The sequence below is a fragment of the Desulfofundulus thermosubterraneus DSM 16057 genome (assembly GCF_900142025.1).
Taxonomy (GTDB): Bacteria; Bacillota; Desulfotomaculia; order Desulfotomaculales; family Desulfovirgulaceae; genus Desulfofundulus; species Desulfofundulus thermosubterraneus.
The window spans coordinates 43248-67621 of record NZ_FQZM01000012.1; the positions used below are offsets into that span (position 1 = coordinate 43248).

Annotated in this window: 21 protein-coding genes, 1 pseudogene and 1 riboswitch; of the genes and pseudogenes, 3 read left to right on the forward strand and 19 right to left on the reverse strand. The window is 50.4% G+C overall.

The annotated features are described in order from the left end of the window. Positions 1 to 268 precede the first annotated feature (268 nt). From BUA65_RS05560 to BUA65_RS05600, 8 genes are all read right to left on the reverse strand, one after another. Positions 269 to 1090: a DUF169 domain-containing protein gene (locus BUA65_RS05560; RefSeq protein ID WP_072867883.1), complete on the reverse strand. Its 822-nt coding sequence runs from the start codon at positions 1088 to 1090 to the stop codon at positions 269 to 271. Positions 1091 to 1552: 462 nt separating this feature from the next. After that, positions 1553 to 2998, reverse strand: coding sequence for a sodium:solute symporter family protein (locus tag BUA65_RS05570; protein WP_072867886.1), 1446 nt, complete (start codon positions 2996 to 2998; stop codon positions 1553 to 1555). A 225-nt stretch (positions 2999 to 3223) separates the two neighbouring features. Beyond that, positions 3224 to 4861 (reverse strand): acetate--CoA ligase, encoded by a 1638-nt coding sequence (locus BUA65_RS05575; RefSeq protein ID WP_131821464.1) that lies wholly within the window; start codon positions 4859 to 4861, stop codon positions 3224 to 3226. Positions 4862 to 4926: 65 nt separating this feature from the next. Next, the gene (locus BUA65_RS05580) at positions 4927 to 6141 is read right to left on the reverse strand and encodes a thiolase family protein (RefSeq protein WP_072867890.1); all 1215 of its coding nucleotides are present in this window, start codon (positions 6139 to 6141) and stop codon (positions 4927 to 4929) included. 17 nt (positions 6142 to 6158) lie between these two features. Next, a complete protein-coding gene (locus tag BUA65_RS05585) occupies positions 6159 to 6932 on the reverse strand; it encodes an SDR family oxidoreductase (protein WP_072867892.1) in 774 nt (257 codons plus the stop codon). A gap of 19 nt (positions 6933 to 6951) precedes the next feature. After that, positions 6952 to 7803: a 3-hydroxyacyl-CoA dehydrogenase family protein gene (locus BUA65_RS05590; RefSeq protein WP_072867893.1), complete on the reverse strand. Its 852-nt coding sequence runs from the start codon at positions 7801 to 7803 to the stop codon at positions 6952 to 6954. Between the two features lie 46 nt (positions 7804 to 7849). Next, the gene (locus tag BUA65_RS05595) at positions 7850 to 8635 is read right to left on the reverse strand and encodes an enoyl-CoA hydratase/isomerase family protein (protein WP_072867895.1); all 786 of its coding nucleotides are present in this window, start codon (positions 8633 to 8635) and stop codon (positions 7850 to 7852) included. Continuing rightward, a complete protein-coding gene (locus BUA65_RS05600) occupies positions 8635 to 9063 on the reverse strand; it encodes a MaoC family dehydratase (RefSeq protein ID WP_072867897.1) in 429 nt (142 codons plus the stop codon). Before BUA65_RS05600 ends, BUA65_RS05595 begins: the two co-directional genes overlap by 1 nt. Before the next feature lie 584 nt (positions 9064 to 9647). Here BUA65_RS05600 and BUA65_RS05605 point away from each other — a divergent pair. Further along, the gene (locus tag BUA65_RS05605) at positions 9648 to 11630 is read left to right on the forward strand and encodes a sigma-54-dependent Fis family transcriptional regulator (protein ID WP_072867899.1); all 1983 of its coding nucleotides are present in this window, start codon (positions 9648 to 9650) and stop codon (positions 11628 to 11630) included. A 121-nt stretch (positions 11631 to 11751) separates the two neighbouring features. On the opposite strand, the gene BUA65_RS05610 is transcribed toward BUA65_RS05605, so the two are convergent. Beyond that, positions 11752 to 12045, reverse strand: coding sequence for a 4Fe-4S binding protein (locus BUA65_RS05610; protein WP_072867901.1), 294 nt, complete (start codon positions 12043 to 12045; stop codon positions 11752 to 11754). Positions 12046 to 12135: 90 nt separating this feature from the next. Then, positions 12136 to 13764 (reverse strand): long-chain-fatty-acid--CoA ligase, encoded by a 1629-nt coding sequence (locus tag BUA65_RS05615; RefSeq protein ID WP_072867902.1) that lies wholly within the window; start codon positions 13762 to 13764, stop codon positions 12136 to 12138. A 271-nt stretch (positions 13765 to 14035) separates the two neighbouring features. After that, a riboswitch (molybdenum cofactor riboswitch) is annotated at positions 14036 to 14154 on the forward strand. A 418-nt stretch (positions 14155 to 14572) separates the two neighbouring features. On the opposite strand from BUA65_RS05615, the gene BUA65_RS05620 reads away from it, so the two are divergent. Continuing rightward, positions 14573 to 15472 carry an ABC transporter substrate-binding protein gene (locus BUA65_RS05620; RefSeq protein ID WP_072867904.1) on the forward strand — a complete coding sequence of 300 codons (900 nt, stop codon included), beginning with the start codon at positions 14573 to 14575 and terminating at the stop codon, positions 15470 to 15472. 111 nt (positions 15473 to 15583) lie between these two features. Continuing rightward, positions 15584 to 16330 carry an ABC transporter ATP-binding protein gene (locus BUA65_RS05625; protein WP_072867906.1) on the forward strand — a complete coding sequence of 249 codons (747 nt, stop codon included), beginning with the start codon at positions 15584 to 15586 and terminating at the stop codon, positions 16328 to 16330. 67 nt (positions 16331 to 16397) lie between these two features. On the opposite strand, the gene BUA65_RS05630 is transcribed toward BUA65_RS05625, so the two are convergent. The 9 genes and pseudogenes from BUA65_RS05630 to larB all read right to left on the reverse strand — a co-directional run bounded on the left by BUA65_RS05630 (position 16398) and on the right by larB (position 24354). After that, positions 16398 to 16901, reverse strand: a complete 504-nt coding sequence (locus tag BUA65_RS05630; RefSeq protein ID WP_072867908.1) for a ribonuclease toxin HepT-like protein — start codon at positions 16899 to 16901, stop codon at positions 16398 to 16400. After that, complete coding sequence (locus tag BUA65_RS18190; protein WP_072867910.1) at positions 16864 to 17280, reverse strand: nucleotidyltransferase family protein; 417 nt, start codon at positions 17278 to 17280, stop codon at positions 16864 to 16866. The genes BUA65_RS05630 and BUA65_RS18190 overlap by 38 nt, the downstream gene beginning before the upstream one ends. Positions 17281 to 17361: 81 nt before the next feature. Further along, positions 17362 to 17982, reverse strand: coding sequence for a DUF3226 domain-containing protein (locus BUA65_RS05640; RefSeq protein ID WP_072867911.1), 621 nt, complete (start codon positions 17980 to 17982; stop codon positions 17362 to 17364). Continuing rightward, positions 17982 to 19073 (reverse strand): AAA family ATPase, encoded by a 1092-nt coding sequence (locus BUA65_RS05645; RefSeq protein ID WP_165613201.1) that lies wholly within the window; start codon positions 19071 to 19073, stop codon positions 17982 to 17984. Before BUA65_RS05645 ends, BUA65_RS05640 begins: the two co-directional genes overlap by 1 nt. A 301-nt stretch (positions 19074 to 19374) precedes the next feature. Continuing rightward, on the reverse strand, positions 19375 to 21078 hold the full coding sequence (locus BUA65_RS05650) for an SSO2105 N-terminal domain-containing protein (RefSeq protein ID WP_072867913.1): 1704 nt from the start codon (positions 21076 to 21078) through the stop codon (positions 19375 to 19377). 18 nt (positions 21079 to 21096) lie between these two features. Further along, positions 21097 to 21345 carry a recombinase family protein gene (locus BUA65_RS05655; protein ID WP_439328932.1) on the reverse strand — a complete coding sequence of 83 codons (249 nt, stop codon included), beginning with the start codon at positions 21343 to 21345 and terminating at the stop codon, positions 21097 to 21099. Positions 21346 to 21372: 27 nt separating this feature from the next. After that, positions 21373 to 22580: pseudogene (gene brxL / locus BUA65_RS05660) on the reverse strand (BREX system Lon protease-like protein BrxL); the annotation flags it as partial. A gap of 206 nt (positions 22581 to 22786) precedes the next feature. After that, a complete protein-coding gene (gene larC / locus BUA65_RS05665; protein WP_242656239.1) occupies positions 22787 to 23596 on the reverse strand; it encodes a nickel pincer cofactor biosynthesis protein LarC in 810 nt (269 codons plus the stop codon). Next, positions 23593 to 24354, reverse strand: coding sequence for a nickel pincer cofactor biosynthesis protein LarB (gene larB, locus BUA65_RS05670; RefSeq protein ID WP_072867915.1), 762 nt, complete (start codon positions 24352 to 24354; stop codon positions 23593 to 23595). The genes larC and larB overlap by 4 nt, the downstream gene beginning before the upstream one ends. Positions 24355 to 24374: the final 20 nt, after the last annotated feature.

Sequence of the window (24374 nt, forward strand, 5' to 3'; positions counted from 1 at the left end):
TTTTTTTGCTCGTATTCTTCTGATACCTCTAATTGATCATTCAAATGGGTAATTCCTAACTATCTCCAACTTCCAATTACCGTTGATGGCATAAACAGAACACGTAGCTCTTTTTAAATTTTGGAAATGTGCTCCAGCAGCCGTCTTTGATATGGATCCTCCAGCCTTGTTTTCAGGGAACCGGGAAAGGGCCTTGCTTCATTTATAGCTGTTGATATGGAGAAAAATAGTTGACAATTAACCGTTAACAACGGTTCAAGGTAATCATTCAGATACTCCTTTTTTCCTTTGGATAAAATCCTTTGCCCCTGATCACGTCCTTGATCCTGCCTTGCACCTCCCAGTCCAGGTGGACCCAGGTCAGGGGGTATCGTATCATGCCGGCATGAGTAAACTCCAGCCCGGCAACGATATCCTCGACGCAAGCCGCAGGGATCGCGAAGGCCAGGCCGTCATCGGAGGGCCAACTTAGCATCCTCGCTCCATTGCAGGGCAGGGCTATGCTGGGTTTTTGGGACATCACCGGCAGCGGGATCAGGTCGGCACAACCCCCGGCCTCTCCGTTCGAGCTGAACTCAAGGCGCACACCCTTGTTGTAGTTGTAGGCATGAATCAAGCGGTAAATTTGGGCAGTATTGCCAAAGATGATTACTACGTCAGGCATCACCGGCATCTTCTCAAGCGGTGCCACCAGGATGCCGGAATAGCTGCCCACCTCGAAGCGAGGCGTGGTGGCAAAATTTCTTTCCGCAACCTCCTCGTTGATAAAATAGGATCTTACATAGCCGTGCATATACTCGACCGGCAACTCTTCAAAACCTAGGACCCAGGAGCCGTACATGCACATGGAGGCCGTTTCCTTTGTTCCCCCCAATACTCGGCCCAGGTAACGCGCCTGGCCGATTAACTGACAGACCGTCAGGTTTTTGCCTTCGACCATTCTCACCGTCCGGCCGTTCTTTTCTTTTACCCTCTTGAGTTCTTCCGGGTCCTTGTAAAGCTTGACGGCCACGGGAAAACTTGTGGGCCTGAGCAAACGATCGAAACGTTCCGCCAGGTATTCAAGCCTTGATACACTTAATTCGGACACTATTGATACCTCCTTCTTAATCTCTGCAGGTTTTAAAGCCTAAAAACTCAAAAACGCTTCCTGCCCACTGTATTTTTTAAGCGAACAACTTCAAAAACTTATGTTTGGTAAGCGGAAGCAGAATATTCGTACCTATCCTTTGCATTATGCCTCGCAATCATATTTCCAAGGGTCGGGTCGAAGGGATCACCCTTCGACCCGACCCTTGGCCGGACAAGGTTATCTACATCCCCTTTCTTTCTTGACTTCCAAAGCACGGACCCAGTAAACATACACTATGGCTACCAGTAAAGAAAACAGGTTTAATACCATTAAAGCCCAATTTATTGCCGGTATGTGTAAAAATACACTAGAACTCTGGAGGAAGAAAAAGGTCAAAAACATGACAATGATCAAAAGGAACGAACAAATAAACATTGGACTGCGCAGTATTTTCATGGTTTACCCCCCCACCTTTCCAAGCTATACTGCTACATTATCCCGGATTTCAGCCACGAGTTGAGCAATTTCCCTAGGCGGCGGCGCAGTAATAAGGCTTACACCCACTGTTAAAGCCAGGGATAACAAGGCAGCCGGTATCGTTGCTGCAAAAAGAGGCATAAGTTTCCCCAAGTGCAATACTACGTAGAGAATGAATCCCCCAAGCATGCCAGCAATGCCGCCAGCCGCGGTAGCCCGCTCCCACCATAAACCAAGCCAAAGCGGGAAGAAGAAGGTTGATCCTACCACACCGGTCAACAAGCCGACAAGGACACCAATTAGGCCGGGTGGGTTCAGGGCAATGAGGATAGCCAGACCACCCAGTACTACACATGCTAGCTTACCGACTAAGACTGTTTCCTTCTCGCTTGCATCTTTTTTGATAAAGTTCTTATATAAATCGTTTGCCACATTGGCTCCGATGACCAGCAACATAGTAGCCACTGTAGCCTGAACAGCAGCCATGATCCCCGCCAGCATTATACCGGCCACAGCCGGGTTAAAATAACGTTCAATCATATAAAGAATCAGGTTGTCCGGATCCTTCAGGGCGGGGAAAAAAATCTTACCTGCCGGAATAATGGTCATATAACCAAAGAAAACGAAAATAGCATACAAGGCAATCGCAACTACGAAAGAGAGACGTCCAATGTGAGGGGTGCGGGCAGTGAGCTGTCTTTGTACCACATGGGGACTTGCCCCCATGAATAAGAATATTGATAAAAACAAACCGATACTAGATATTACAGGCATTTTCTGGCTAATGGTCGCAAAATTCGGCGCTGCATCCACCGCTTCCTTGAACAGGTTGCCGGGCCCACTCATGGTTACCAGGATAATAAAGGCCAAACCACCCATACAAAAGGCTTTTACAATACCCTGGATAAACTCGGTCCAGGTTACGGCGTACATGCCCCCGATGGCCACATACAGGATAAATACCGTGCCGATAAAAACTACTCCAAAGGTGTAAGGTATGCCCAGGACCATCTCAAGAATCAGGGCTCCCCCTTTCAGTTGGGGGATAAGGTAAAGGAAGAAAAACGTAATGGTGAGCACTGCCGTAATTAGCCGTGCGACCGGACCATACCTTACCCCGAAAACGTCAGCAAGCGAAAAACGGCCCATTCTTTGCAGCGGTGCTGCAAAACCGAACATGGCAAAAGCATAACCTGCCGAAGCAGCAGCAATGATGATCAGGCTCACCGGCATACCATAAACATAACCAAGGGCAATAAAGCCCATGTAGGAAGCCGCACTGGCAACGGCAGAAAAGATACCAGTTCCATTAACAATTGCACCAATTGAACGTTCGGCTACCCAAAACTGACCCTGATTTTCGCTTTTTTTCCGGTAATAATAGCCGATCACAACCAGGGCTGCATTGTAAATAATTAGCATTATCAGTTCAATGGTTTTGATTTCCATAATATTACCCCCATATCCCAATTAATTACGAAAATTCGCCACTCTAATCCCTAGAAAGAATTATTGGATTTAACAAACCCGGCAATTTTCTTTGTTTATGGTTTAACACCTCCTCCCGTACAGTTAATTATTTAATTTTTTTGAATGCTTTGAATTCGCCATAACTGAGCCCGGCTATCCGCACTAATACGATGCGGATATACGTTTGCTGATTTTTTAAACTTTCTAAAGATTATTTTGCTTTTCCTCCCTTTCCCTGAGAACGTTTCTTTGTATTTTTCCGGTAGTAGTTCTGGGTAATTCGTCCGGTCTAGCAAACACTATTTTTCGTGGATACTTGTAATCTTCGATTTTCTCCTTGACAAATGAGCGCAACTCATTTTCCAGTTCCGGCGAAGGATCAAAACCTTCATTGAGCACGACAAAAGCTTTAATGATCGAGCCACGAACGGGATCGGGACTGGGCACAACGGCCGACTCCAATACTGCAGGATGCTGGTTGAGGGCATTTTCAACTTCCCCGCAGGGAATTTTGTAGCCGGACGTCACGATAATGTCATCGGTCCTGCTCAAGTACCAGAAGAAGCCGTCTTCATCCTGGTACATGTACAACCCCGGTCTGTTCCAGCCCTGCCAGACAGCATTTACCTGCTTTTCTGGCTTGTTCCAGTAAACCTGGCCGCAGGGTCCCTTAACCAGCAGTTCTCCCGGCTTACCCCTCGGTAGCTCGGAGAAGTCCTCCCCAACCACTTTGTTCGCAAAACCGGGCACCGTTGTACCAAGGGATCCGATTTTTTCTTCCGGCATTCCCTCATATGTGGATAACCAGTACATCAAGTCGCCTGAACCAAGGCTATTGATGATCTCAACATTATAGCGCTTTTTCCATTCCTTGTAAGTCTTTGCATTAAGAGGTTCACCAGCACTCTGGCACAGGCGGACGGTTTTCATGCATTCCTCATGAGGTTCGGAAACGTTTAACATCATATTAAAAGCTGTTGGAACGCAAAATAACATCGTAATACCATGGCTTTTGATTGTATGGAACATTTCTTCAGGTTCAAAACGCTCAATAATGGATATAGAGGCTCCAAAGCGCCAGGGGTAGAAAGTGAAATTCACCGAACCGAAAGCAAAGCTGAAATATGGATGGCCGCCTAAAATATCGTCTTCTTTAATTTGTAAAACATATCTGCCGTGCGTATCAGTAGCAGCCAGGATGTCATGAACGGTAGAAATGATCCCTTTTGGACGGCCGGTAGTACCTGAACTGTAAATAAGCCTTCCCACATGATCCAAGGTTGTGGAAGCCGATGGGGCGGTATCACTCTGTTCCCTGATTAACTCCTCAAACGCTACACAGTTGGAAGCGTCAGCCTTGCCACCGTAAACAATCTTCTTTAGAGAAGGAAGGTCTGCCTTTTCTATTTCGTTAAGACAAGCCACACTGCAAATGATGGCCTTGGCCCCGGAATCAGTAGCCCTGTAGATGATCTCATCATATTTGACCAGGTGATTAACCAGTACAGGAATTGCCCCTATTTTCCAGCAGGCCATGTTGGCAATAAGCCATTCCGGGCAGTTGGTACCCATTAACATTATCCGGTCAAATTCACCCAAACCGATGCTTCTTAATCCATTGGCAAGCCTGTTTACCTGCACCCACAACTGCCGGTAGGTTATTTTGGTGTCTCTGTAATAGATGGCCACTTTGTCCGGGTATCGGGCAGCGCTACGACCCACCAGGTAGTCGGCAAGGTTAATGTTATAGGGATACCTGATTAGTTCAGGGAGGGTAAATATTTTTTCGGGAAGGTAATCCGACGGACCAATTACGTTATCCGGAAGAATAACCTTTCTCATACAGGAAATCACCTCACATGTTTCTACATAAGCCAAAGTTAAATTATGGATCAACTCCTCCTATATCAAACCCTGACCAGTGCGGCATCACCCTGAGCCAGCCCGCCACAGATGGCCGCCACGCCTAAACCGCCGCCGCGGCGCCGCAATTCATAGATCAAAGTGCCGATCAAACGCGCCCCGCTGGCGGTATTGGGATGCCCGATGGCAATGGCACCGCCGTTTACATTAACCTTCTTTTTGAGCTCTTCATATTTTTTCATATCCCCGTTGGCCAGCATCTTGGTGCTGGTCAAAGTGACTGCCGCAAAAGCTTCGTTAATTTCAAATAAATTGATGTCCTCAAGGCCGTAACCCGTCTTCTGAAGTAACTTTTGGATGGCAATGGCCGGAGCTTCTGAGAGCAACCTCGGTTTGGTGGCAATGGAAACCATGCCGACAATAGCACCCAGGGGCTCCAGGCCAAGCTCTCTGGCTTTTTTTCTGGTGGTAAGGAGAAGCGCCGTCGACCCGTCGTTTAGACCCGGGGCATTGCCCGCCGTACAGGTGGGACTGCCGTAAATGGGCTTTAAGGCCGCAAGTTTTTCCATGGTTGTATCAGGCCTGTACTGTTCGTCTATATTCAGGACGCTTACGCCGTTCTTCTGCGGCACTTCCAGGGCCATCATTTCATCGAGAAATTTTCCTGCGGCGTAAGCATGGCCGTATTTAACATGGCTGCTGACCGCCCATTCATCCTGCTGGAAACGGTCTATACCATGCATTAAGGCAACTTCTCCCGCATCCTTGGCCACCGGTGCATAGTCTTTATAACCCAATTCCAGCAGGGGATCCTCTATGGTTAGATGGCCCATTTTTTTGGAATGAAAACGCTGGTTGCGCAGTAAAAAGGGCACCGTACTAAAGCTGGTCACCCCTCCGGCCAGAATTACCTCCCCCTCGCCGGCCCGGATGGTCCGGCAACCGAAATTGACTGCCGACATGGCGGAAACACAGGCCTTGTCCAGCGAACAGGAAGGTGTTTCGGGGGGCAAACCCGCCTTCAGCAATGCCTGCCTGGCCACCACCGGGGTGTAGGGATCCTTGCAACAGGTGGTATCGCCCACCCCCCAAAAAATCTCATCAACCACATCACCCGGCAGTTTTACCCGGGCCAGCACTTCCTTCATGACAATAGCGCTCAAGTCATAGCAATCAATATCCTTTAGAGACCCTCCAAACCGGCCAAAGGGAGTGCGAACCGCACTGACCACCACAATCTCATCATCGCGTAACTTCAATGTTCACATCCCTCCAATTAAACGGCCAAGTAGCCGCCGTCCACACACAGTACATGTCCTGTAACATAATCAGAAGCTGGAGAAGCAAGAAACACGGCTGCACCTTTAATGTCATCCCCGGTGCCAAAGCGGCGCAAGGGAATGTGGCGCAAGAGAATTTCCCCTTTTTCATTAATAACGTGCCTGGACATGTGGGTGGGAAACCATCCGGGTGCAATGGCATTAACGGTAATCCCGTACTGTGCCCATTTGGCCGCCAGATCACGGGTAAATGAGATAACTGCTCCTTTGCTGGTATGATAGCCTATAGCATGCATAATTTCGGGATCCTTGCCTACAAAGCCGCAAATTGAAGTTATGTTAATGATTTTTCCGTACTTCTGACCAATCATCACCTTGCCCGCCTTTTGGCAGCACAGGAAGGTGCCCGTCACATTGACATCCATGATCTTCTGCCATCTCTCCAGCGGGTAATCTTCTGTTAGCGCACCCCAGGTGACCCCGGCATTATTAATTAATATATCAAGGCGCCCAAATTCACGCACTGTAAAATCAACCATTGACTGAACGTCTTCCACTTGAGCCACGTCGCATTTTACCGCCAGGGCCTTTACACCAAGCCCACGCAGTTTTTCGGCCGTGGCTTCACAACGTTCCAGTTTGCGCGAGGCCACCACCACCGAAGCGCCGGCTTCGGCAAGGGCCATACACATTTGCTCACCCAGGCCGATTGAACCACCGGTGACCACCGCCACCCGACCTTCCAGGTTAAACATCTCTCTTACCTGCACCAGACGATCCCCCTTGCCTTTACTTCTTATAGGAGTAAAATCCCTGACCCGTCTTGCGCCCCAATTGCCCGGCCCTCACCATCTGTGCCAATAGCGGTGCCGGACGGTATTTATCACCCAGTTCCCGATTTAAACACTCCATCACGTGCAGGAGCACATCGGCTCCGGCCATGTCGATCAGTTCCAACGGCCCCATTGGGAAGTTGGTGCAAACCTTCATGGCTTTGTCAATCTCCTCTGGTTTGTTGCCATCCATGACACAATAAACAGCTTCATTGAGCATCACGTCCAGGATGCGGCTTACAATAAACCCGGGGTAATCAACTGCTTCGGCCGGAATTTTGCCAAGGCTCTTCACGAATTCAATACCTGTTGCTACCGCCTCATCTGAAGAGAGCCGGGCACGAATAACCTCGACGCCCTTCATTAACGGAACAGGATTCATGAAATGCAAACCAATTACTCTTTCGGGTCGCCTGGTAGCAGCAGCAATGGCGGTAATGGGCAGCGAAGAGGTATTTGAGGCCAGCACAGCATTTTCTGGCACATGTTGATCAATTTTCTTAAAGAGCTCTTTTTTTACCGCCAAGTCTTCAAATACCGCTTCTATAACCAGGTCGACATCCTTGACTGCTTCGATCAAATCAGTAGTTTTATGAAGCCTGCCAAGGGCAGCTTTCATATCGTCAGCCGAAATCTTTTTTTTATCAACGAATCGCGCCAAGCTGTTTTCTATATTTGCCTGTGCTTTTTCCAGCATTTCAACTGAAAGATCATTTAGATATACCTCATAGCCCGAGGACGCACAAACCTGAGCAATACCGGCACCCATGGTTCCTGCACCGATAACGGCAACTTTTTTAATCTCCATTAAGGTATCAAAACCCCCTTCTACAAGGTACTCGGGCTAACCCCTTTTAGCGGTCGGTGTACCGGGGCACGCGTTTTTCCAGAAACGCCTTTATTCCTTCATGATGGTCTTCGGTGGCAAAACACCCGGCGAAACACTCTATCTCGTAATGTAACGCATGGGTAAGGTCCATATCGCTGCCCCGGTCTATGGCCGATTTGGCCAGAGCCAAAACCGGACGGGACTTGGTAGCTATTTCCCCGGCCAGTTTGATTGCCGTTTCCATTAACTCTTCCAAGGGCACAACCCGGTTCACCAAGCCCCACTCGTAAGCCACCCGTGCCGGGATGATTTTACCCGTAAAAATTAATTCTTTGGCCCGGCTCACCCCCACCAAACGGGCTAGACGCTGGGTACCACCTCCTCCCGGGATAATGCCCAGGTTGATTTCCGGTTGCCCTAACCGGGCGTTTTCGGAAGCCAACCGCAAGTCGCAGCACATAGCCAGTTCGCAACCACCCCCCAGGGCATAACCATTAAGGGCGGCTATGGTCGGTACCGGCAGGGAGCAAATTTGGTCCTGGGTCCGGTAGGCCGCCAGGGCGAAATTTCTCGCTTCCATGGCAGAAAGGCGTTGAAGTTCGCTTACGTCCGCTCCTGCTGAAAAAGCTTTGCTGCCACTTCCGGTGAGGATGACTGCCTTAATGCGGTTATCTCGTTCAATTTCGCTGAAAACCAAGCCTAATTCGATAAACATTTGCCTGTTTAATGCATTTAAACTCTCAGGGCGGGACAGTGTAACTACCGCAATATGATCTTGAACGATCTGGTAATCGATAACTGAATAACCCATCAGTATACCTCTTTCCCTACCATCACTAAAGCCTCACCTTCAACTACCGCTTTGCCCTCCTGATTAAAGCACGTTGTACGCAACCTGAGCCTGTTTTTTGCAGCAATTTTTTCAATCACCTCAACTTCCGCGGTAATTGTATCCCCAGGAAATACTGGAAGGCAGAATTTAAGTGTTTGACCAAGATAAACGGTACCTGGGCCAGGCAACTTCATACCAATTACTGCAGAAATTAACCCCGCAGTCAGCATGCCATGAGCTACCTGCCGTCCAAAAATAGTTTTCCGGGCAAATTCCACATTGATATGTACGGGGTTTAAATCCCCGGTAATCCCGGCAAAAAGATAAATATCGCTTTCCGTAATTGTTTTGCTAAAGCGTGCCACATCACCAACCTTGATTTGATCAAATGTCTTCCTCTCTTCCACATCATCCCTCCCCTCCTTGGCCTATGAAGTAATTCAATAATTGTAGTTAGCAACGATCATGCCAATCAGGCATAAAACACAATAATTATCAAACCAAAGAAAAAAACTCTAAATATCATAAAGAAAAAGCGGTTTTACCGTATGCATAAAGTGTATAAATATGAGTCAAAACGAAAACCAACCATGAGGCAAGTTCATGGAACGTAAAAATATGAGACGGCGTTGATACAAAATGTTTTATAGTAGAACGTTTATTGCACCCCTCGTTCTCAGACTTCATCCACCGGCTTTATTCATAAGCAATATCTCCCGGAGAGAGCCTCATTCGCTAGTAGACAAGGATAATCCACTTTTTAGACTGATATTAGTCATGGCCAGTTGCAGTCGTGGCTGGGGACATAGAGATAACTTGCAAGAGTTATCCAAGTCCAAACCGTTTTTGGGTACCTGCCCAAAGACTGGAAGCTTTGCAGGTAACATTTGCAGGTTAAAATTTTCTGGCTGGTCTTAATTTTTTTTCGCTTATATGCTAAAATAAATCAAAATTGGACGACTTGTTTTGAGACAACAGGAGGGATTAGTTTATGCTACAGGCCGCCCAGGAAATGAAGATGCTCTGGAAACTGGTGCGTACCGTTGGTGATAAAAATGTGCGTGTACGGGAGGAAATCAAAGCCTCCTGGGCCAGAAGCCTTGAACATGGGGTCAATCCTTATATGAAGGCCAACCAGACCGTGTTAACGGCCGAAGAGTTTAAAAACAAACTCCAGGAAAACCGGGAATTGTTAGAAGTGGCTGTGCCTGTAGTAAAAAATATTTATGATTTCGTAAAGGGAAGCGGCTTTGCAGTGGCCATTGCAGACAAAGATGGGGTTATACTGGTCATGATCGGGGATCAGGAAGGGCTAGAATTTACCAGAAGAGCTAATCTAATTGAAGGTTCAGTTTGGTCGGAAGAAGTAATGGGGACCAATGCCATTGGACTGTGTCTGGTGGAAGGGAAACCTATCCAGGTTTACGGTTACGAGCATTTTTGCATCTGTTGCTATAACGGTACTTGTTCAGCAGCACCTATCCGTGATCCAAACGGCCGGATCATCGGGGCCTTGGATATCACTGGATATTTCGAAAAAGTGCATTACCATACTCTGGGCATGGTAGTGGCTGGTGCAAATGCCATTGAAAGCCAGCTGGCTATTAAAAGGGTACTTCGGGAAAATGTTCTGGCCAACCATTACAAAAACCTGATCATGGAATCAATCTCGGACGGAATACTAACTATTGACAATTACGGCTACATCACGCACCTTAATACCCAGGCGGCCAAATTGCTGCGACTCGACGTAAGTACGGCCATTGGCAAAAGGTTAACCGAGATTTTTGGGGATATAGAAGCAAACCATTATTTTATCAATCTTGTCCAATCAAATAGGGCCTTTACCGATACCATCATTCATATCCACCGGAAACACGAGAAAATCCGGTGTAATGTGAGCTGTCGCCCGCTCAACGATCACGATGGCACAAGCCTGGGGCGTGTGGTAGTTCTTCAGGAATTTTCACGGGTCAACCGGTTGGTTAACCGTCTGGCTATACCAAAAGCAAAAATAAGTTTCTCCGACCTAGTAGGCCAAGATCCATTATTTCTGGAAGCAGTAAAACTGGGAAAGGCGGCCGCCAACTCCGATTCCAATGTTCTTTTGCTGGGGGAAAGTGGAACTGGCAAGGAACTTTTTGCCCAGTCGATCCACAACGCCAGTATTCGTGCCGAACAACCCTTTGTTTCCGTCAATTGTGGGGCCATCCCCCGGGAGCTAATTGCCAGTGAGCTTTTTGGTTATGAGGAGGGCGCTTTTACCGGTGCCCGTAAAGGGGGCAATCCAGGTAAGTTTGAATTAGCCGACCAGGGGACGATTTTTCTAGACGAAATCGGTGAAATGCCCCTGGATCTCCAGGCCGCCCTGCTCAGGGTATTGGAAGAACAAAGGGTAATGCGGTTGGGAGGGCGGGAATATCTCCCGGTCAACGTTAGAATCATTGCTGCCACAAACAAAAACCTCCTGAAAGAGGTGGAAAGGGGGACCTTTCGCCGGGATCTATTTTACCGCCTGAATGTTATGGTTATATTTCTGCCGGCACTGCGGGAGCGCAGGGAAGACATTGCATTGTTGACCAACCATTTTGTAAAACGTCTCAGTAAAAACAAGGGTAAAGACATAAAAGGAGTTTCTCCCGAAGTAATGGCCATCTTTTTAAACTATCACTGGCCCGGGAATGTTCGTGAATTGCAAAATGTGCTCGAACGTGCAGTTAACCTTTGTACAGGAACAGTGATTACCCCCGACTTACTACCGCCGGAGTTAAGTCAGTACAACAATTACATGATTTCCCACAACCCGGCACTCACAAAAGAAGAAAGCAAATTAATTAAAAAGGCGGAAGAACAGGCCATCCGCAACTGTCTGGCCCGATATAAAAGCAAAACAAAAGCGGCTGAATATTTGGGCATTTCCCGGGCCACCCTTTACCGGAAAATTAAACAATATGGTATCGAGCTGGAACAGTAAGCTCTCGTGGATTGGTTAAAATCAACTGGTTTTGCGGGTGAGGGGAGAAAGCAACCCGGTAAGCCATCTTCCGACAGCTAAAAACCAGGCCCCACCACGGCCTGGTTTTAATATGTCACCTTTAAGCGGGAACAATGGCTCCCAGCTTGCATTTCGCCAGACATTCACCGCAGCGGATACACAGGGCCTGGTCAATGGAATGGGGCTCCTTTTTGTTGCCCGAGATGGCGCCCGTTTCACAGGCTTTAGTGCACATCTGGCAGCCCTTACATTTTTCCGGGTCCACTTTTAGGGCGGGAATTTCGACCCCGGCGGCCGCGGCCACCTCTTTTACTTTGGCCCCCGGCGGTATTACAAGCTGCACGCCGTTTAAAGTGATAACCACTTCTTTTTGTTGTTTTTTGGCTTCGGCCATCCTCTCCATCTCCCATGCAAAAGATTATATGTATTTATAATTCTACAAAGGACAGCCGATCCCTGCCACCGCGGATAAATCTTATGAACACTATTTCTTCTGCCTGGCCAGTTCCTCCTCCCGCAGGTGACGGCGCAATACCTTGCCCACAATGGTTTTGGGCAGGCTGTCCCGGAATTCTATTTGCCGCGGCACCTTGTAGGCCGCCAGTTTGCCGCGGCAGTACTGGATCAATTCCTCTTCCGTAGCCGTCTGCCCCTGTTTTAAAACTACAAAAGCTTTCACCGTTTCCCCCCGGTAGGGGTCGGGTATCCCGGTTACCACGGCCTCCAAAACCTTGGGGTGCTCAAACAAAACCTCTTCAACCTCCCGCGGGTAGATATTGAATCCGCCCGCTATAATCATGTCCTTCTTGCGGTCCACAATGTAGAAATAGCCCTCTTCGTCCATCCTGGCTATGTCCCCGGTATAAACCCAGCCGTCCCGCAGGGCATAGGCTGTCTCCCCGGGCATATTCCAGTAACCCTTCATCACCTGGGGTCCCTTGATACAAAGCTCACCGGCTTCCCCTGGAGGCAACTCCCGATCACCCGTTTCCGGATCCACGATCTTGCACAGGGTATCCGGCAGGGGCAGGCCGATGCTACCCACCTTGCGTTTTCCCCGCAGGGGGTTGCAATGGGTCACCGGGGAGGTTTCCGAAAGCCCGTAGCCCTCCACCAGATAACCGCCCGTCAACTCTTCAAACTTTTGCGCCACATCCACAGGTAGAGGCGCAGAACCGCTGATGCAATAATTAATGGAACGCACGTCGTACTTTTTAATCTCCGGGTGGTTGTTAAAAGCCACGTACATGGTAGGGACGCCGGGGAAAAGGGTGGGCCGGTAGGCATTGATACACTCAAGAACCTGGTTAATTTCAAATCGGAGCAGGATGATCTGAGTCGCCGCAATAGCCACCGCAAAATTCATGGCCACGGTCATACCGTAGACGTGGAAAAAGGGAAGCACCGAAAGTACCCGCTCCTGCCCGTACTGGCAGCCGGCAAACCAGGCCACCATCTGCAGGGCATTGGCCACCACATTGCGGTGGGTGAGCATGGCGCCTTTGGGTATGCCGGTGGTGCCGCCGGTATATTGCAGTACCGCCAGATCCGCTACGGGATCGATCTTTACCACCGGCGGCCCGGGCGGGGCACCGGCCATCATTTGTTCCGCCTGCAGGACATCCGGATCGGCCGTGCACTGGGGCTGGCCCAGGCTAAATAAAATTACGTGTTTTAAGGGAGTCACTCCACGGAGACATTTAATGCGTGGATAAAGGGCGTCATAGGCAATGATTACTTCGGCCCCTGAATCCACCAGGAGGTGCTCCAGTTCCCGCTCGGTGTACATGGGGTTTACCTGCACTACCACCGCCCCGATTTTCTGAATGGCCATGTAGCCGACCACATACTGGGGACAGTTGGGCGACATGAGGGCTACCCGGTCACCCTTTTTAATACCCAGAGCCGCCAGGGCCGCGGCAAACCGGTGTACCATACCCGCCAGGGTGCGGTAGTTGATCTCCACACCGGCAAAGATGATGGCGACCCGGTCAGGCCAATCGACTGCCGCGCGTTCCAACAACTCGGGCATGGTCTTATCCGGATATTCCAGGCTTGGGGGCACACCTTCCTCATAAAAGCGCAGCCAGGGTAGTGTAACTTGCTGGGCCATGGAAATCCTCCCTCCTGACTTTAATAAGTGATTATTCATTCAACAAAATAGATGAAAAAACCTCCCTGTCTTTTTTTATTTTCTTAATTTTCTTCATTATTTTTTGTGAACATTCTCCCAGACGGGCCCGGCGCCCTAACGGGCGACACCTTTTTAGCCAGGAGGCAGGCCAGTGGGTTTTCAGTGGTTAAAAAAATTATCCCTTCGGGAGGATTTCTTTTCATTCCCTCGAATAAGTATTATGTTGTGTAGCAACTTGCAATAGGACAATATAACAACCGTTCTCCGAGCCCGATTACCTGTGGCCATGGCTATGGTTTTCGGGCCGGCAGGGTATACCGGGAAACTGGTGTGCCTCCCAGTGCGGAAAGGAGAACACTGCCAAGCTTTTAAGGGGTAGGCCTGTGTTCTGTTTCCCGCAGAACACAGTTTTTTTCTGCGGGCGTATAACCACCTGGTCGCCCGGAAAAAGGCTGTGCATCTACCTTTTCGCCAGAGCACAGCTTTTTTGTTTTGGAACAAGCCTTGAGGTCCCTGCCGGCTGCGAATCCAATTATGTATGGCCTGTCCTTAAGGAGTCAGGAGGTGAGAGAGGCGATCTTTGAAACTTGTTGCCGGCGCGGAGCATATAAGTGAGCGGGGACCCAGCACTCACTGGAATACTAGCTCTTCCCAAAACCTGATTTGTCAATTAAACCTGAAACACCGGGAGCAGAGTCATATTGTGGTGAGTGCTGGGCCGTGCCTTATGCGGATTAACTGAACACTTACCTTTGAAACAATCCAATACCTGAAGAGGTGAATGACAATGTTTAAGCGAATTCTTACCCCTGTATTAACCCTTCTCCTTGCGCTCATGCTTATTGCGGGCTGCTCTTCCAATACCGCACGGAAAGAAGCAAAACAAGGACAGCCGGCCCAGGAAAAACCGCAAAAACAGGACGTAATTCTGGCCACCACCACCAGCACCCAGGACAGCGGTCTCCTGGATGTACTTATTCCCGAATTTGAAAAGAAAACCGGTTATAAAGTGAAAACCATTGCCGTGGGCACGGGACAGGCCCTGGAAATGGGCAAAAAAGGTGAAGCGGACGTGCTGCTGGTGCACGCCCCCAAAGCGGAAAAGGAACTGGTGAACAGCGGCGTTGGCATCAACTACCGGCTGGTAATGCACAACGACTTTGTGGTGGTCGGCCCGGAAAATGACCCGGCCGGAATCAAGTCGGTCAAAAACACTGTGGAAGCCTTTAAAAAAATCGCCCAAACTCAGAGCACCTTTGTTTCCCGCGGGGATGAATCTGGCACCAACAAGAAAGAAAAAGACATCTGGAAAGAAGTCGGCATTACCCCCGGCGGCAAATGGTACCAGGAAGCCGGCACGGGCATGGGCAATACTCTAAACATTGCCTCGGAAAAGGGAGGCTATACCCTCAGTGACCGGGCAACCTACCTGGCCAACCAGAAACACCTGAAGTTGAAAATTTTATGCGAGGGAGATAAAACCTTGCTGAACATCTATCACGTGATGCAGGTCAACCCGGAAAAATTCAACAAGGTTAACGCCGAGGGAGCTAAGGCTTTTGTTGACTTCATGGTTTCATCTGAAACCCAGCAGATTATCGGTAAGTTCGGGGTGGACAAGTACGGCCAGCCGCTGTTCTTCCCCGATGCCGGTAAAAAGGAAGAAGAACTGGGCAAGCAGGGATAGAAATGAAACCGCATGCCCTGCCTTAAACCTTTTAGCCATAAATGCAGGGCGGGCTCCCTAAGCTTTGCGTTAATTAAGTATGGAGCAGATCTTAGAAGTGGGGATTATCCAGTGAACAACACCATCTTAGAAGTGCACAATCTACAGTTCAAACGGGGAAACCGGGAAATTTTAAATATCGATCATTTTGCCCTTCATGAGAGGGAAACCATCGCCCTGATCGGGCCAAATGGAGCCGGCAAAAGCACTCTGTTGCAGGTAATGGCCCTTTTATTAAAACCAACCCGCGGAACCGTGGAATTCCGGGGCGTACCGGCCACCCACCAAAACGCCCTGGCCATTCGCCGGCGCATGGCCGTGGTGTTCCAGGAACCGCTTCTTTTAAATGCCACGGTCTATGAGAATGTAGCTACAGGACTGAAGCTGCGGGGGGTTCCCCAGGGGGAAATAAAAAAGAGGGTGGACCGCTGGCTCGAACTGCTGGGCATCGCCCACCTGGCCGGACGCCGTTCCCACCAGCTCTCGGGGGGAGAAGCCCAGAGGGTCAGCCTGGCCAGGGCCTTTGCCCTGGAACCGGATGTTTTGTTCCTGGACGAACCCTTTTCCGCCCTGGACTTCCCCACCCGCCTGTCCATGCTCAATGAACTGGACAGGCTTTTAAAAGACACGGAGATTGCTGCTATTTTTGTAACCCATGATTTTTCGGAGGTGCCCTATCTCACCGACCGGGTGGCCGTGCTCAAAGACGGCCGCCTGGTCAAAACAGGCACATTCGAGGAAATATTTAAAGTAAAACCCCGGCGGGAAAACTACATTACATCCCTTTACCGGGTTTTTGAAAGCGACGCGGCGGGGTAAAACAAAAATATGCCGGCCCGGACCATTCACCGGCAACCTTGCCCCCGGGTGGCGGCCAAACACATTTTTAGACATCTCCTTCCAGTTGTTCGGCCAGCCTGAGCAGGAATCTGCGAAAGGCTTCAATTTCCTGCGCAAACTTTTTACAGGTACAGTCCAGGTTGTGGATGAGGCTACTCATCCGTGCCCATTGCAACTGGTGACCGTATACGTTCCGGAAGACATTACGGAAACGCAAGTAATCTTCCAGCTGGGCTTCCAGTTCCTTTGAGATGACTGCCGGCCGCAATTTGGGTATATCCAGGGTCATTAAGTGGAGCAGTCTTTTGTGCCACCGGGAATCCTGCGGTATCTTGCCGTTTATATCCCCGGCAATTAATTCAAAGATATCTTCCATGGCGGTATAAAAATCGTGCAGAATGCTGCCCAGAGCACGCAGGTCCAGGATGCCGGGTGCTTTGGCGGAATGGATATCAAGCCATTGTTTTCCGTGCCGGCAAATAACCTCCAGGTCCTTTAAACGGTCGCTTATCTCACTGGCCAGAGTCAGCAGTTGTTCCCGGTCTCTCATATAACAACAATCCCCTTTCGATAATCGACTGTCGCACAGAGGGCGAACAGGCGGATATGTCGACTAGATCCACCGGTCGCGGGCTTTTCTCATTGAGCAAAGATAAAACCGGGAAGAACCTTTCCGCCGGCAGCCCTTCCACAGCCAGGTCGATATCCGAATCTGCCCGGTATTCCCGCTGCCCTTTAAGGTACAGGGCCAGGGAGCCAAAAAGCCATACCCTTACCACAGCGGGGTCCTCCGCCAGAAGACCGGCCAGCGAACGGGCGGCAGATAAGGCCTGGCGGGCGCGGGCATCCATTTGTTTTTTCCTGCGCACCCTTGCCTCCCGCCAGCCGTCCACATACTCCTGCCATTTTTCAGGTGTTAAAAAAGGCATGCGGCATGCACCACCTGTTATTAAAAAGCCGGTTGAAATCTAAAACCATTACAGCAAAAATTGCTCTATATGTGATATTAACTAAACAGACATACGTTTAAGAAATTCTCTTAACTGCCCGAAGGCATCACTGGACAAAGAGAAGTATCCTGCCAGGGCCGCTTCACCCAAACGTTTCCCCACCTCGGGACGGGAAGCTAAAAAAACCTGCAGCATTGCTTTCGAAATCTGCCGTGGTAAAGAAAGGCTCATATTTTGCAGGCATTCAAAATATTGTTTTACGCAAAGCAGAGCAGGTTCATCTTGAACGGCAGCCAGGCATACATCCTCCAGCATCCCGGGCCTGTTATCTCCAGGCAAAACGACGACTGTAACAGAAGGATTACTTCCGGCAGAAACCAGGGGGGCAGGGGGCACGGGCAGACCCGCGGATCCTAAAGCACTGCAAATACTTTGAAAAGCCGCCCAGGCATCTTCATCGGCATCCCTGACAATCCCCAAGGAAATTACTTCCGTAAAACCAGGAGAGTTCACGAGCGCCTTTAAATTCCCGGGCAGCCGGGATTTTCCCCCGATGGGCAAAATTTGAATATCAGGGAGGTTTAATTCTGTTTTATAACTATTAATGAGCGCATTAAAGAAAAGTTGTTCATCCTTACCCTCCACCACCAGCACATGGGATTTCTCTATCCTGACGCTCACTATCGCACCTCCAGGTCCGTCTCCATGGCCGCATCCAGCGTTTCCTGATCGTAGGCAATTACCCGGGTACTTTTTCCCAGGGTTTCCAGCCGGTACAGACAAAAATCATAGCATCCACTATCCCTAAACGCCCTGTGGGCAGCCCTAATACACTCAAGACTATGGGTGGTGGCAAAAATTTGGGTATTAAACGTCCGTGCTGCTTCCCCAATAGCCCGCCACACTTTATATAAAACAGAGTGGTGGAGCCCATTCTCAATTTCATCTATAAGCACCACGCCTTTCCCGGCATTAGCAATCGCCAGTACCAGACTGGCCAAACGTACCATTCCTTCCCCCATAACCGGCAGGGGAATGAGCCGGCCCAGGCCGAGATCGCCGTAGATCATTGGTAGCCCTCCGGTAACTACCACACTCAGGCGGCGCAACCGTGGTTCAACCGTTTTTAAGACCTTTAAAAGCACATCTTGTTTACCTTTGATCTCCAGTCTTCCAAAACGCTCGGCGTCTTCAGCAGGAGAAATCCGGCCGCGTGCGGCCAGGAAGACAGCCGGGATGGGCGGCGGAGGCGGAGGGAAAGGCTGGACCTGAATTCCTTTCGGCCCCACAATAAGATAGTGCTTGCCCTTTCGCTGTGCCTCACTGTATTCCAGCTCAAGCACAAGATCAGTGTCGGTGGACAGCAACGGTTCAGCAGGTTTCCCCTGATTTGAGTGTATAAATAAGCTAACTCCCGGACTTTCCAGGGGTTCACGGAGTATCCTCAACCTGAGGGTGCGGTAACCCGCAGTTTTGCTTTTCCCTGTTAGTTCTATTTCCTTTGCCGGATCAAAGCCGGCAAAAAGGGAATCCCATGGTGTTTCTGCGGTTCTTCCTGATTCGATCTTAAAGAACGGCTCAATACCACGAAACGTACTTATACGCAGGACCAGCTCGGGATTATATGCTCCACTGTGCAGGAATAGAGCCTCCAAAAGGGCTGTTTTGCCGACGTTATTCATCCCTGCAATCAGATTAACGGGAGCAAAATTTTCCATAACCAGCTCGTGGAAACACCGATAGTTAATGACTTTAAATGAAAGATACATCATGACATCCTGGTTCAAAAAGCTCACAATACCTAACAATTGTTAGTTTTTGTGAACCCGGCCTCCCCATGACCAGGCTTTCGCTCCTTTCTGGATTGGATTTGCCCACTCATGAAAACGGGCTGATGCGACAGGGAGACCTTAGCCCCGGGAGTCCCACCCGGACGGGAGATGGAAAAATTCTGCTCCAGACGGGCGCAAGGACTCAAGGCCCTTACGTGGACCACCTGGAGGGAGGTTAACTCCGCCTCCCGCGATCTGTTAGATACGGCCTACCGGTTTGTCCGACACCGGCTAAACGGGGTCACCTACTTGATAAAGCAAGCTGCTTCAACTCGTGCCAGACGGAATAAAACGATTCCTGCTTAAAACGGGGCAGTTCGTTGTGAACAGAAATCTTCCCGTCCAGCCGGTTGAAGAGCCGCTTCACCTTTCGGGTCATCCCTTTTCCTTCCCCAGGTAAGGAATCAACCTTCCGGTTCAGCTTCTCTTTGATGACTCGAATTTTTTGCTTCAACTCGTTGGTAATGCGCTCTCTGAAGCCTATCGCCCGCCGGGCGATAGTTAAAGCGGCGGCGTGGTGGATAATTACCCCGTACCGCTCCATGAATTTGTAATAACCAATGGTGGACGTGTGCACCGGCCAGACCGGTTTTATCCCCACCCCTTCTCTTGTGGCCTTGCGCGTGACGGCCTCGATTATCTTCTTGAACGGAAAGTTGGCCGCCATGCGGTTGAATTTCCTGTCCGTGTCCAGCCGGTCCTTACCGAAGTCCAGGTCCTCTAATGCGATGGGCTTACCCAGAGCTTTTGCTATGTCCACCACCACTTTGGCCAGTACGCCAATTAAGTATGTGCGCCGGTATCCGCGGCTGTAAGCAAGTTCCGGCATCTTGATGTACAGAAAACCGTTTGGGTGTACCGTCATCTGGAATTCCCCGGCAAATTTGTGCAGGGCCTTCGGGTATGGAACGGTGAATCCTTCCGGCCAGGCTTCGGGTTGGCCGAAATAATTGACGTTGGCCAAAGCTACACCGTCCGGGTTGGTATCCATGCCCAGGTAGCCCCGGTTGGAACTGGTCACCGGATCAGGTGCCGTTATGGTGAATGTAATGTGCACCCTGTACCGGCCGTCCCGACCTCTGATTAACTCAACATTATAGGGGGCACCGGAAAGAAGCAGTTCCCACACCCTGAGCCGGTGCTTTTCCGGCAGCCAGAGCTTTCCCGTTACCCGGGGAGCCCTCGTCATTACCGGTCTACCTTTGCTGTCTGTGCCTGTCTGCTCGGACAGGTGGGAGACGGTTACGGACAAAGCAAATTCTCCGCTGCAGTAGCTTATTTTGATGTTCGGGTTGCCGCCCTTGGTTTCGTCTCCCCGGGTGTACAGCCGGTTCTGCCGGGCGTTTCGCCATTCTTCTTTTGTGGCTCTACCCCTGCAGACTCGCTTCCACAAAGAACGGCCGCCAAAAACTACTGTGGGTATGGTGCCGTTATTTTGATGGGTTTTCAGTTCATCCAGCTTATCACTCAGTTTTTTAACCCGCGCTTTGCGGCCGTGTACGATGCGTTCGGCTTTTTCGATTTTTACCGGATTACCAGTTTTTATCGCTGTGGCCAGGTCTTTTTCCGCCCGGCTAAGCTTCTTCCTGGCCCGGGCCAGTTTCGTTCCGGTTTCTTCTATCTCCAACGCCAGTAGCTCTCTCTGTGATTCAATAATGGCCCTTGCCTTTAATAGAGCATCGTCACAAAAACGGGAGTTTATGCCGAACAATCCCTGGCCTTCTTTTTTGAGTTCTTCACGGGAACGGCCTTCCAGCAACCGGTTGAAGACCCAGCGCTGGCATGAACAAAAAAGGCGCATCTCGGTAGCCAGGGGGTCTTCTTCCCCTCGGCCCCAACGTAGACTGCGCCGGGCAGGAAAACTTTCCGGGAACCATTCGCCGCATACGGTGTATTTTATGCTTTCATCCGGGTTAACCGTTTTCTTCTTTTTCGGCTTTTTCATCCGGCTCCACTCCCGCAATCAGTTCCCGAAACCCTGCCTGACTTTTTTGCCGCCCCTGGCTCCGTATAACCGGGCCGAAAAGGACGTGACTATGGCCAGCAGGTCCCGGATCAGCTCAGTATGAGCGTCCTCCGGTTCTTTTTCCGCGATAACTATTATTTCCACGCCGCAGTATTTCAGGTGTCGCTCGATATATGAATATCCAAACCGGGCCAGCCGGTCGGGATATTCGATGATGAGCTTTTTATACTCGCCCCGCCCGGCCAGTTTGAGTACGTTCGTTAAACCGGTACTTTAAGTAATAGAAGCACATCTTATTTCTGGCACGGCTTCCGAATACTCAGAATCCATAAGATGAAGTTGTTTTCTTATCGTTGCCCGCATCAGGCGGGCCGGATTCAGGCAGTATGCCATGAACTCGTCAATCTTTATATCATTTATCGAAAGAGCATGGGGAAATAACAATTTTAAAAATCCAGTGGCCAGCCTTTTTATCGCCTCGGTATCCCTGGCATCTGCCCCCTTAGGCACCTCGAGCAGGTCGTCAACTACGGCACGGTAGCGAATTTCGCTCCGTAAAGCATGTAATATCTCTGAAAAGTACTCCACATTTAGCCCCCACCCCTCCGCCTTCATATTTTCTCTCATCCGCGGAACATGCCAGCCTTTAATAAAGCCATGAAAACGGTCGATGAGGGCTGACTCGTGAAATATGGCCGGTAACTCCCGAAACATATTGGTATTTTCGTTCATGTTATCTTCACTAATATGCCCAGCAAGACAAACCCGGCTTCACCCACTCCCCGGTAGTCCCCCACCCTATACTCGCCACTTTCAAGATATCCTTTAAGTGCCCCCCGCACTTCTTCTTCGTCAGGAAAGCTAATGCTCTGGATTTCATCCAGGGCAACATAGTCATAACGACTCACCAGACCGGTGCTGCGCCGGCTGAGGTCATAAAATAAACGCGCCCTGCTGATGCTCCCCCCGCTAACCAGCCACCCGTATTTACTGATCTGGGAAAAAAGGTAAGACTTTCCTGTTCCCTTTGGAGCCAGCTCAATAATATTTACTCTTTTCTCCACAAAAGGCAACAAACGGCTAAGCATGGTCAATTTCTCTTCATTACTTAAAAAACCAGCGGGGTTGTAGTCCACCGCCATCAAAAGGATATCAATCCATTCCTCAAGGTTAAATTCTTTCCTTGCTTCCTGATAAAACTCCAGATCTACCCGGTAGGGTCGAAATGGTTTAAAATCAATCAAAAATACACGTCCTTCTTCTTGCCGCCCGAGGATTCTTTCCATTCGCCACTCAAGCTCAACAATACCCCAGGTTTCTGAAGATGCAAACAGAACATCCTTTTTTTCGCGTAACACATGATCAGCAATCATGGCTTCGTATTTTCGTCCTGGAAACCCCAGATCGGGCAGACTGAAAAGGCCCTCTCCAGTCTTTACATCCATTTCCACCCTTAGTTTTGCTAAAAAGCGGACCCTTCTTCCTTCCTTCCTTACTCATTTCGTTTTTCATCAGATCATTTTGCCCTGCATGAGGGGAAAACATCGCCCTGAACGGGCCAAACGGGGCCGGCAAAAGAACCCTTTTGCAGGTAATGGTCCTTTTACCGGGTTTTTGAGAGCAGCACGGCCGGTGAGCAAGCACCGGTAAGAAGGCCCACCGGCTCATAATCTTTTGATTAGCTTAATCAAGAATGGTGCCCGTGATCGTGCACCGGTCCACCAGGTTGATCACCGGCTAATGCGGGGCCGGCGGCATCCACACACTTTTCCAGAACCTCTCCGATGATCACGCGCAGCAGGTTGGGGTGCTTAAAAGTTTTCTTTCCGGCCCCGTAACCAACCCGGGAAACGGTCATGAGGGGCATTTCCCCAAAGTCGTTGCCCAGGGTGGCCGCCAGGGCGGCCCCCGTAGGCGTCACCAGTTCACCGTCAACGCCGGTCCCGTAGACCGGCACTTTCCTTTCAGATAGAATCTCCAGCGTAGCCGGGGCAGGCGACGGGATCAGCCCGTGCATGCAGCGAATAAGGCCCCTTCCCATGGACAGGGGGGAAATGATGACCTTTTCCACGCCCAGCAGATGCAGCCCGAGCACGGTGCCCACCACGTCGATGGTGGCATCTACCGCACCCACTTCGTGAAAGTGAATGCGCTCGGGGGTTGTATCGTGCACCCCGGCTTCAGCCCGGGCCAGGCAGTGGAATACCGCTTTGCTTTTTTCTTTCACCTCTTCGGGCAGGGAGCTTTGGGCAATTATTTCCTCAATATCCTTCAAATGCCTGTCCGGCTGGCCGTGGGCGTCCACGTCTACAAAGAAGTTAATAGCCGAAATCCCATTGCGCTTCACTTTTTCCAGGCGCAACCGGTAACCTTCCACCGGCAGCTTTTTTAATTCCCCGGCCAGTTGTTCGAAATCCACCCCCGCGCCAATCAAGGCGCCGAGGCACATGTCACCACTAATGCCGGAAAAACAATCAAAGTACGCTACTCTCATCATTCCGGCCCCACAATCATGCGGGTGATGGCGCTGGCCAGGGCGGCGGCACCAAAACCGTTATCGATATTGACCACACCAATGCCGGAAGCACAGCTGTTCAGCATGGTGAGAAGGGCGGCCAGGCCGTGAAAATTGGCCCCGTAACCGACGCTGGTGGGCACGGCGATAACCGGCTGCTCCGCCAGCCCGGCCACCACGCTGGCCAGGGCCCCCTCCATTCCCGCGACTACAATAATCACATGCGCCCACTGAATCAGGTCCAGCTTGTCCAGTAAACGATGGATGCCGGCCACTCCCACATCGTAACACCGGCGCACATGGTTGCCCATCACTTCGGCAGTCACAACCGCTTCCTCGGCCACCGGCAGATCGGCGGTCCCCGCCGACATCACCAGCACATTGCCTTTTGGCTGGGGGCGCTCCCCGCGGTACACCACAATAGTGCGCGCCAGTTCCGAATAAACAGCGTCACTGAAAACGGCCCGTACCGCTTCGTATACCTCCCGGGCGGCCCGGGTAGCCAGAACGGTCCGGTTGTTCCCGCAAAGCCTTTGCACAATCTCCACTACTTGATCCGTGGTTTTGCCCTGGCAGAAAACCACTTCCGGGAAACCCTTGCGCAGGGCCCGGTGGTGATCCACCTTGGCAAACCCCAGGTCTTCGTAGGGCAGGGTCTTGAGCCTGTCTAAAGCCGCATCCACTTCCAGGCGGCCGTGGCGCACATCTTCCAGCAACACACGCAGTTCATCCTTAGTCATTGGTCCCTTCTCCCTGAAAA